This window comes from Mediterraneibacter agrestimuris, assembly GCF_943193195.1.
GTDB classification, from domain to species: Bacteria; Bacillota; Clostridia; order Lachnospirales; family Lachnospiraceae; genus Schaedlerella; species Schaedlerella agrestimuris.
Window position 1 is genome coordinate 58,334 of sequence record NZ_CALPDG010000018.1, and the last position, 11,157, is coordinate 69,490.

At 42.4% G+C, this 11,157-nt stretch carries 7 protein-coding genes; all 7 read right to left on the reverse strand.

Annotation, left to right across the window (positions count from 1 at the left end):
* Positions 1-13 precede the first annotated feature (13 nt).
* Complete coding sequence (locus NFS18_RS10315) at positions 14-3,493, reverse strand: Cna B-type domain-containing protein (RefSeq protein WP_251389965.1); 3,480 nt, start codon at positions 3,491-3,493, stop codon at positions 14-16.
* Between the two features lie 20 nt (positions 3,494-3,513).
* Positions 3,514-4,386 (reverse strand): class C sortase, encoded by an 873-nt coding sequence (locus NFS18_RS10320; protein ID WP_251389966.1) that lies wholly within the window; start codon positions 4,384-4,386, stop codon positions 3,514-3,516.
* A gap of 6 nt (positions 4,387-4,392) precedes the next feature.
* Complete coding sequence (locus NFS18_RS10325; RefSeq protein ID WP_251389967.1) at positions 4,393-6,285, reverse strand: SpaH/EbpB family LPXTG-anchored major pilin; 1,893 nt, start codon at positions 6,283-6,285, stop codon at positions 4,393-4,395.
* Positions 6,282-7,214: a class C sortase gene (locus tag NFS18_RS10330; protein WP_251389968.1), complete on the reverse strand. Its 933-nt coding sequence runs from the start codon at positions 7,212-7,214 to the stop codon at positions 6,282-6,284. Before NFS18_RS10330 ends, NFS18_RS10325 begins: the two co-directional genes overlap by 4 nt.
* A gap of 387 nt (positions 7,215-7,601) precedes the next feature.
* Entirely contained in the window at positions 7,602-8,687 is a 1,086-nt protein-coding gene (gene asd / locus NFS18_RS10335) for an aspartate-semialdehyde dehydrogenase (protein ID WP_251389969.1), read from the reverse strand.
* Between the two features lie 28 nt (positions 8,688-8,715).
* Positions 8,716-10,095, reverse strand: coding sequence for an argininosuccinate lyase (argH, locus tag NFS18_RS10340; RefSeq protein WP_251389970.1), 1,380 nt, complete (start codon positions 10,093-10,095; stop codon positions 8,716-8,718).
* A 148-nt stretch (positions 10,096-10,243) separates the two neighbouring features.
* Positions 10,244-10,861, reverse strand: a complete 618-nt coding sequence (locus NFS18_RS10345) for an epoxyqueuosine reductase QueH (RefSeq protein WP_251389971.1) — start codon at positions 10,859-10,861, stop codon at positions 10,244-10,246.
* Positions 10,862-11,157: the final 296 nt, after the last annotated feature.

Consider the following 11,157-nt stretch of genomic DNA (forward strand, 5'->3'; position numbering starts at 1 on the left):
TAACTACTGAATCCTACGCCCTGCTTTTTCCGCCGGTTCTTCTTTGAAGCAGCAGAAGCGCTGCACCTGCCATTACCAGCATCCCCAATACCATACGCACATAAATCCCCACCGATAAAACACCTCCTGTCATCGGAACAGCAAACGCTGCATGATTTGTAATCTCATAAGTATAATCATATATCAGATATACATCCGCCCCCGGATAGTAAATGCATTTTTCTTTGTCAATTCCCATCTCTACAATATCAGCTTCTGTTACCTGCAGCGGCACTTCTACAAGAAGAGGCTCTTTTAAAAGCATATGCCCTTCTATTGTCTTCGTCTCTGTAATTGTATAACCACCGGGATACAGGTTCTCAAACACAACCCCTCCCTTTTCATCTGTTGTCTTTTCGGCAATCACTGTACCCACATTGTTTTTCAATTCAAAGACAGTCCCGGGCAGCGGTGTTTTCCCATCTGTATCCAGCTTTTTTAGTTTTACATTTCCATATATGAGTTTATTCGTTACTGTATATTCATACTCCTTAGACTGACTGACAGACGCTTTGTAACCAATCACCTCATCCTCTGTAATGCTGTACTTATATGCATTACCGCCCGCATCATATTTTTCCAGATTCACAAAAGAACCCTTCCATTCATTAGATACAGACAGCTTCATTGACTGTATCTCCGTATCATTTCTCAGCAAACGGATTGTCACTTCTTTCGGACGTTTGGCATAGTTTTCATCCTGCCATATTTTAGTTACATCCACCTTCACATATTCATTTTTAAATGAAACAGAACCGCCTTTTGTTGTAATCCGAAGCACATTATCTAAATTAGATAAAACTGCTCCATCCGATGACCTGACAGACGGCAATACATTTCCTCCCGTTTCAGCAGTCGTAAGTTCTGCGTTCTCTGAAACTTTCACAGTTTCTATCTGCGCAGAAATTATGTTGTCATTTTTATCCACTTCATAGACATAATAGATTCCCGGATTTACATTCGGGATCACAGCACTTCCTGAAGTATGACCGGTCTTTACCGTTACATAAATTTCCCCTGTATATCCTTTCACCTTTCCGCTAGTCTGTTTCTTTGTTGAATAGACAAAACGATACGTCACATCCTCTGTAAAAGATGCCCCTGACACAGTTTTGTTCACTGTAATACCCGGCTTTTCCTGTCTGCTGAAAATAATACTGGGTGTGGACATGCTTCTGGTGAGCAGCTGATTCAAATTTTGTGTGGTTACATAGGTCAGCTTCTGCACTGTATTAGATTCAATGGTCTTATCCTTTCCATCTGTAGCTTTCTGATAATCTGCATATTGAACAGGGAATGAGAATTCATGTCCTGATGCAGTATAGCCTCCATCTGTCATTGCCCCGATATACCAGTACACCGTTTTCGTACTCCGTACATAAATAGCCTTTGCCCCGGCTTTCGCAGCATTGTACACATCCGCCGGCACACCTTTAATTGTTCCGCTCCCCTGGGAGGCAAGTACCTTCCACGAGGCATCCAGCCTGCTTTCATCTAAAGTAAATGGTTCACTCAATGTGTCCGTATAAATAGCATCCCGTCCTTCAATATCAATTACATACTGTTGATTGATACGCCTCAGAATAGTAGTTTTTAGTTCTTCAAATTGATCATTGTATCTGACATTAACAGCAGTTCCTGTGGAATCCATATGATTCAGTCTGGATGCCAAGCCTGTCTGATCCCGTTCATTTACGCCTACACCGCAGGCATATACTGTTACCCCATTGATATCCTTTAATTTAGCAATCTCATTTATTCCATTAATATAAGGATTGTTTACATCCTCCGCTTTTCCCTTTGTTCCCTGAGGCATTCCGTCCGTCAAGAAGATAACCAGTGTCTTTTTTATTTTGTCTGCCCCGCTTTGATTATTCAAAAAATCAATTGCATTCTGAACTGCTCTCGACCAGTTTGTTCCGTCATAGGTAAATGGATTATCTATCTGAGACTGTATGGTTCGTCCGTTTTTTGTAAAATTTATCTTCCCCACGCCACTTTTATAAGTCATACGATCTTCATTATCCGTATACAATCCATTCTGTTCATTCAAAGAAGACGCATTGCTCCACGAACCATTGTTCGGTACATCTCCCCAGAACGGTACATAAGCAACCTTATTTTCTGGATTCAATGCCTGAATCTGAGTCACAAGAGTATCCATAAAATCCTGAGATCTGGCAAGACGGTCATTCACCTGACATTCTCCCGGAGCACAGGTATTCAATATCCATCCGCCATTGTAATTAATAATCTGTGATACATCCAGAAAATAAAGCGGATTGTCTTCAGAAACGTAAATTTCCTGCCCTCTCTGCTCTGTATAGCATACCCCCTCTGTCATACGTACAACGCGTCTGCCTCTGGGAAGATATGTATTCACCGCCTGATCACGTGTAATTTTTATATAATGATGCAGATCCGTAGAAAATGTATTATACAAATTATTCCCATGTGTCATTGTCCATGCAGGAAGTCCTGAATTGTCATCATTTTCTATCAACAGGTAATAATGATCATCTACCTGACAAGGCGAATTATATTTCATCTCACCGTTATGCAGCCAGTTTCCATTAAATCCTCCGTAACCTGAATCAGGTTCTTTATATGTCAGCCTCCCAAAATAATTTTCTTCCGCCGCAATATCACTGACTGTCTCCGCCCATCCCATAGTATTCTGTATGGGATAATTTTTCACATCCCATGGACCACCAAACCCTTGTCTGGTTACTTCCAGATTGTATCCGTAATTAGCATCCATAGAACCCGATTTATCCTGAATCAACACCACATTCATATCTTCCATCCCCTGAATCCGTCCGGAATCAGAACTGTATTGAAGTGTGATCTTTCCATTTCCGTTGGATTTGTCCGTCCACTGTGTTCTCTTACGGATATTCGCAGTAATATTTGTCACCGATTCCGACATGGGCATAACCTGAAATTCAGAAGGGCAATATATATAACGGTCAAAATATTCTGCCATCTCCCCAGCCGGCTCCACATGAGATTCAACAAATTCCTGTCCTCCCTCAGGACTTCCATACTCTATACAACCATCCTCTTTGAGAATCTTTCCTTTCTCAATTGCAACAACCTGATTTGCCAATTTCTTTTCATCACAATCTCCTTTCTCCACCTCCCCATCTTCTTCTGCCGGTGTTTCCATTTTTTCCTCTCCACTCTCTATATCTTCCTGTTGTCTGTCTTCTGGTTTTTCTTCCTTTTTATCTATGCTTTGCTCATCATCTGATTTTTTACTTTTGTTGCATTCCTTTTGTGTGTCAGTGTGCTCCTCTTTCTCTATGTTTTCTTCCTTATTATCATCAATTTGCGTTTCTGTCGCAGAAAGTGAATCCGAATCTTCCGCATATACGAAAAAACCGGAATCAGAGCCCCCGCACATCAGCAGAATTACCAATAATACTGCCGAAAAAATTCTTCTTCCTTTCATTTTATTCACCTCACTCTGCTTTAACCTTCTCTTTTTACTTTTGTACTTTTTTGTCTAAAAATCAGTATAATCAGACTCAGTACAAATACTGTCAAACTGATTCCAAGTGCTCGTCTGTATTCCTCCATCCATCGCGATTGCCCAGGTCTATTTATTATGACTTCCGGCGTTTCAATCTGTTTGAGATCCAAACGCCTTGCCCCCCGTACCAGCAAACGGTGTGTATTCATTCCATATGGTGTACAGGTAAGCAGCGTACAATAATCCATCTCTTTTTCAACATACAGACTTGTTAGTTCTGACGGCAATACCGTCTGAATCTGATCCACCTCATACACCATCTTCTCTCCAAGCACATAGAGAAAAAACATATCTCCCTCTTTCATTTCTGTAAGATCAGTAAATAACTTAGCACTGCTTAATCCTGTATGTCCTGTCAGAACCGTATGTGTTCCTGCTCCTCCTACAGGCAGAGCAGTCCCCTTCAAATGACCGGCACCCTTTTCCAAAACTTCCGAATCCGTTCCGTGATAAATTGGAAGCCTGACCGCAATTCCCGGGATTTCCACAACTCCCATCACCCCATCGTCAGTGGTATTCAGCAGCATACTGTATCGGTCAGCATCCGGTTCCTGCATCTTTTTGAGAAATGGATCTTTCATCTGTACATGTCCATTAAAAATTGCTTCATTATATACTTGCGCTGCCTGACGCATTTCCTCTTTTACTGAATCCTCCGCCTTGTGGATACTTCGCTCCACAAAATGAACCACCGAATCTGTCCGGTGTTCAAACACATAATTGGAAAGAAATGGATAACCCATCAGCGCCGCCGCAAGAAGAAATAACAAAAAAACTTTCAGAATCCATATAAAATAGCTGTTTCTGTTCATGCCGCTTTACACTTCTTTCTTGTCCTTCCCGGACTTTCTTGTTAAAAGAATCACACCTGTCAATGCTGAGCCACATCCGGCAAGAGTAAAGAATATTGTCCCGTAACCTCCTGTCTGAGGAAGCTTAAAAGAACGGCTGTTTAAAATGTTCAGATCTGCTCTTGCATTTGTTGATACGATGTCTTCCCGCTGATATTCACTCATATTCGCCGTTCTTTGATCTACCTCTGCTCTTGCACGCTCACCTTCTGATTCAATCAGGCTGCTCACTGTTGCTGAGCTGTCATATAAAGTCGGCTTTGACGGAATTATATCATCCACAGTACACTTAATTTCTACTGTCATTGGTTCTCTCAAAAGAGAATATCCGTCATCTGTAGCAATTTCCGTTAATACATATGTGTCTGCCTCCAGACCGTTAATCTTTAACGTTCCGTCCTTTGACGGCACAAACACGGATGCCTGTTTCTCATCTTCCGCCTTTATACCGTCTGTAATATAATACACACCATCTTCACTGCCGCCCGCCGTCACAAAGTATCCGTCTGTTTTGTTTTGAAGAATGAATTGTACCTGCTTCGGATCTCCCTTGCCGCCTTCCTGCTGTTCAAAGCTTTTCTTGATATTCAGCCCAAAAACATACACCTTTGCCCTGTCTCTAATCGTATCCGTATATTCACTGCTTGTACGGTTCCATGTCAGCTCCACATCGTTGACATTTCCCTTATCACCAAGAATTACCATAGAATCAGAATTTACGGTGCAAGAATAAGATACTGTCATGTACATCCGGGACAATCTGGAATTGATCTCTTTCAATCCCTCCTCTGTCATGCGGATTGTTGCCGTACGAAAAGATTTATGTGTCTTCTCACTTCTGCTGTCTATCGGTTCCGTATCATATTCCACTGTGAAATTAGGTGTCCCTTTCTCCCATGTTACCTTAGCCTGCTCTCTGATATTCGACCGTGCACTCTCCTCACTATCAAAAAAATATATTTCAAAATCATCATTGTATGCCAAACCAGAATCCATCATATCTTCAAATGTATATTGTTCCAGAAAAGTTGCCTCAGACGTAATACTAGGTAAATGGGAAACAAAAATATAATCCAGAATCTCTCCGCATGACGCTGTTGCCGTATCCTCATAAGGAGCGCCTTTCTTCACATCATCATGCTGCTTCACCAGCTTGTCCAAATCTGGATAATCGGTCTGATTTTTAGGATACACATCTACGTCATAAAACCATGCATCCCCTTCCTCATCTGTCATTGGCAGAGACATAAAAAACGGATCCGTAGTTGTATACACATTAGCCGGAACCTTCGTTTCCACAATAAGGTAAAGACCGGGCAGAAGTTCCGCCGCTTTTGTCTCTCCCTTATCATCAGTCAGCGGCATTGCCTGTTTTCCGTCTGTCTCTGCCATAAACCTCTCCAGAGCAGTCTTTCCCGCTGTATTGTCTGACAGCGTTCGCAAAAGCGCCTGATTCAATTCCGTTGATGTGTATTGATTTTCTTCCCGTCCTTCTCCTGACATTAATATATTCTCAAGCTTCTCTGGAATATCATACAGCACTTGAAGTCTTCCCCCTTCACTGTCTGTATTAATATCCCCCACCTTTGCATAAGTAAATTCCACCCCCTGAATCACATTATTTTTCAAATCCTCTTCCGCTGTGGGATCTTCTTTCCCATTACTGGCAAATCCGGCTGTTTCTATTCTTATGCCGTTTTCCTTTGCAGCTGCTGCATCATATCTGTGAATCGTAAAACTCGCTTTTGCATTCACATCAATACAGTCTGACGGAGCTGCAGATACATTTACAGCCGATATTGCAAGCATTGACATACCAAGCACAAGTGCACTCATTTTTTTCATAAAAATTTTTTTCATAGCCATTTCTCCTCTTTTCTGCTTTTATACCATATCCTAATTACCAGCAACAGGGTAAACATCGGCACCAGCATCCGCAAACGTCTTTCCCAGACAAGCAGGAAATAAGATTTCTTCTCTTCTTTTTCATCTATCTCTGAAACAGCCAGATCCGTTAATTCTACTTGTTCCTTCTGAATTGTCCCAGAAATTTCATTTTCCCATTCCCCGCCGCTTTTTACTCTGTCGCATGAAACAATATAGCGCTGTGGACCTTCACTTGCATAAGGATGACAAGTAATCAGCGTTACCCTTTCCCTGTTCTTCTGAATCATAATGGATTCCAATTCATACGGATTCGTTATCATCTTCTTCGTTACTTCGTACGTCAATGTCTCCCATGGATTTGTGATATACACCTTCGACCCTGTCTGCATCTGTTCGATATACTGAAAATATGCACTTCCGTTCCAGCCGCGGTGAGCTGCAATCACACAATTGGTATCTTTCCCTCCAATAGGCATACTTGTTTCAGAAAGTACCGCTGCCCCTTTTGCCAGATTCTCTTCGGATGCCCCCAGAAGCAGCGGAAGACTTACATCCATGTCTGGAATATAAATCGAACCGATTATGAAATCTTCCATCGGCATATCTCCCGTTGTAACCGGAGATTGTTCATAGCTCCACGTGTCCTCTAGCTTCTGGCCCTCACTGATAAGTCTCTGATTATATGCCGTAAGCTTTTCCCATAAGTTCCTCAAAGATTCTCCTTTGTCATCAGAATAGTCTGCATGCGGAAATTGTTGTTTGGATATTGGCAGAGATAGTTCCTCCGTAATATGTCTTACCTCTTGCTGCAGCCTGAAATCCCGCAAATCAGGGTAAAAAAAACACAGCATACTTCCGATAACCAGAATGCTTCCAATTAAAATACGTATTATTTTTTTCATGTCTCATTTTTTCCTGTATCACCTGTACCGGAAAACACCTCTTTATCTCTCTTTATTTATCAGCCTTCTTATAACCTCTCCTTCTTCATCTTCACTTTTCGTTTATTTTTATGTTGTACAACATTACTCGTTCTGGATACCGGGAAGAAACTCCCATGAATAAAAGATGTGTCCTAAGACGAGTACCTAGATGATACCTTTCAGATAGTCTTTTGTCAATGTACGATTTAGACAAAAAGATTTTTTATTGTTTTCAAAAAAAGCCGATTTTCCGCTCCATGTCATCTACATGCAGCGGAAAATCAGCCCTTTTATTTTTGTGAAAATTGTCCTATCGGAATTTTTTTCTATAATTTCTGTATATATTGTATAGTTCCAATGCCATACCTATTTCTTAGCAATATATCCCTTTGCAGTCAATGCCTCTGCACAGAGCACAGCCCCGCCCGCGGCGCCTCTGACTGTATTATGAGACAGTCCCACGAATTTGAAATCAAACATGGAATCTTCTCTCAGACGTCCGATTGTAACGCCCATACCGTTCTCATAGTCCACATCCATCTTCACCTGCGGACGGTCACACTCTTCACGATACTGGATGAACTGCTTCGGAGCGCTCGGCAGCTCTGCTTCCTGCGGAAATCCTTTGAAGCTCAGCAGTTTCTCGATCAACTGTTCCTTTGTCGGCTTCTTCTCAAAATTCACGAATACAGCCGCTGTATGACCGTTTAATACAGGCACACGGATACACTGGCATGTAATCTTCGGCGCGTCAGCCTTGATAATCGCATCTTCCCCAACTGTACCCAGTACACGGAGTGGTTCCTGCTCACTCTTCTCTTCCTCACCGCCGATATACGGGATGATATTCTCTACCATTTCCGGCCAGTCCTGAAAGGTCTTACCTGCTCCGGAAATTGCCTGATATGTCGTTGCCACAACTTCCTTCGGACCAAATTCTTTCCAGGCAGCAAGACACGGTGTGTAACTCTGTATAGAACAGTTTGGTTTTACTGCAATAAATCCTCGTGTTGTTCCGAGACGCTTCTTCTGTGCATCGATAATCCCAAAATGTTCTACGTTGATCTCCGGCACGACCATCGGTACATCCGGCGTCCAGCGATGTGCACTGTTGTTGGATACGACAGGAGTCTCTGTCTTTGCATAGGCTTCCTCGATTGCCTTAATCTCATCCTTTGTCATATCAACTGCACTGAATACAAAGTCAACTGTAGCTGCAACCTTTTCCACCTCATTCACATTTAACACGGCCAGATTCTTCACTGCCTCCGGCATCGGTGTTGTCATTTTCCAGCGTCCTCCTACTGCTTCTTCATAAGTCTTGCCTGCGGAACGCGGACTTGCCGCTACCGTTACAACCTCAAACCATGGATGATCCTCAAGGAGAGAAATAAATCTCTGTCCGACCATTCCAGTAGCTCCCAATATACCAACTCTTAATTTCTGTTCCATAATCCTTCTCCTCACTTCCTGATCAGATTTACACTTCTTCCAGATATGCTTCCTCCAACGCAATAACCTTCTTCATAGCTTCCTGTCCCGGCGCTCCAATAGTATTGCGCATCTTCACACAGGTTTCCATACTGATTGCCTCGTAGATATCCTCTTCAAATACTGGGGAGATCGCCTGAAATTCTTCCAGACTCATATCGTCCAGCGCAATATTTTTCTCGATACAATATAAGACAAGCTGTCCCACAATTCCGTGAGCATCCCGAAACGGCACGCCGTGGTTGACCAGATAATCCGCTGCATCCGTTGCATTGGTGAATCCATTCTTCGCACTGTCCTCCATCCTCTTCGGATTGAACTTCATAGTACTGATCATTCCTGTAAACAATGCAAGACACCCCTTCGTCGTATCAATCGCGTCAAAGGCAAATTCCTTATCTTCCTGCATATCCTTGTTGTACGCAAGCGGAATCCCCTTCATTGTTGTCAAAAGCGACATCAGCGACCCGTATACACGTCCTGTCTTACCTCGGACAAGTTCTGCAATATCCGGATTCTTCTTCTGCGGCATAATGCTGCTTCCGGTGCTATATGCATCATCCAATTCTACAAACTGATACTCATTGGAATTCCAGATGATGATCTCTTCGGAAAACCTGCTCAAATGCATCATAATCGTAGACATTGCAGACAGCAGTTCAATCAGATAATCCCTGTCTGCTACAGAATCCATACTATTCAGCGTTACCCCGTAAAAGTTCAGAAGCTCTGATGTATATTCTCTGTCCAGCGGATAGGTCGTACCTGCCAGCGCCCCTGATCCCAGCGGACAATAATTCATCCTCTTATAAATGTCACTCATACGCAGCCGGTCTCGCTTAAACATTTCAAAATAAGCTCCTAAGTGGTGCGACAATGTAATCGGCTGCGCTTTCTGTAAATGTGTGAATCCCGGCATATAAGTATCCAGATTCTCTTTCATCAACTTCAGCAGTTCTTCCAGAAGACTCTTTAACAGTTTATCCAGCTCCTGAACCTCATCTCTTACATACAGCTTCATATCCAGAGCGACCTGATCATTTCTGCTCCGTCCGGTGTGCAGCTTCTTGCCTGCATCCCCGATCCGTTCAATCAAAGTTGCCTCCACAAAACTATGTATGTCTTCATATTTATCTGTAATCTCTAATGTACCATCTTCTACATCTCTTTTGATCGATTCCAGCCCTTCGATAATCCGGTCCTTTTCATGCGCCTTCAGGACTCCCTGTTTCTCCAGCATAGTCACATGTGCAACACTGCCGCGGATATCCTGCTCATAGAAGCGCTTGTCAAAAGAAATGGATGCGTTGAACTGATATACCAGCTGATCTGTTTCCTTAGTGAAACGTCCGCCCCATAACTGTGCCATCTCATGTTCCTCTTTTCTGTTGATTTGTAAAAATAAATGAATCGTTATTGTTCACAGACTGCCTGTAAATGCATACCCTTTGGGGCATCACTTAGCAGTTCGTTATAGTTTACCATATTAACGTGTGAATGTAAAGTATATTTATTTCTTATTCCCGCATAGAAAACACACATCCACAGTAATCCTGACGGTACAATCCATACTCTCCTGAAAGTTCAATCGAGCGTTTATATCCATTTTTCTTCTTAAAATCTGAAAACAGATAATGCACACCATACTCCTTTTCCAGACGCGCTCCGATTTCATTTAATTTCTGCGCATTTTTCATCGGACTGATACTAAGCGTTGTCGTAAAATAATCAAACCCTTTTCGTACCGCCAGTTCTGCCGTCTCGCGAAGCCTTAGTTCATAACACTTAAAGCACCGCTCGCCGCCTTCCCTGATCTCTTCCAATCCTTTTGCCATCGCATAGAACCGGCTCGTATCATATTTCCCCTCAATAAATGAAATTAGATGCCTGCTATCTGTATCACCAATAAACTTCTGTTGTTCTATGACACGCTTCCTGTATTCACTTTCCGGATAGATATTCGGATTATAATACAACACGGTAATCTCAAAATATTCACTTAAGTATTCTAATACATAACTGCTGCAAGGCGCACAACAGCTATGCAGCAGAAGCTTCGGCACCCGTCCGTCTGCTTTGATCTGTTCCAGCTGCCTTTCCAGTTCTTTCTGATAATTGATCTTCGGCTGATTCATCACGTCCCCCTTTTCGGAAGCAAAGCGGACAAGTCCGCTTCAAACTCCTTGTATCCTCGCGTATCGTTTTTATTTCAAATAATAAAAACAATAAAATCCTATGTTTTTCTACTATAACACATCTGTTTATGCCTGTGTAGAAAAACAAAGGATTTTACTCTCAATACAATTTTACTGTGAAATGCAGCGCAGCCCACTTTCTCACATTCCATCCTTATACGTAACAGTTCAGCCTTCGGCTTCCTGTTACAGGCATCAAGCCATGCAAAACCACTTCGTGGTGGCTTGATGCATCT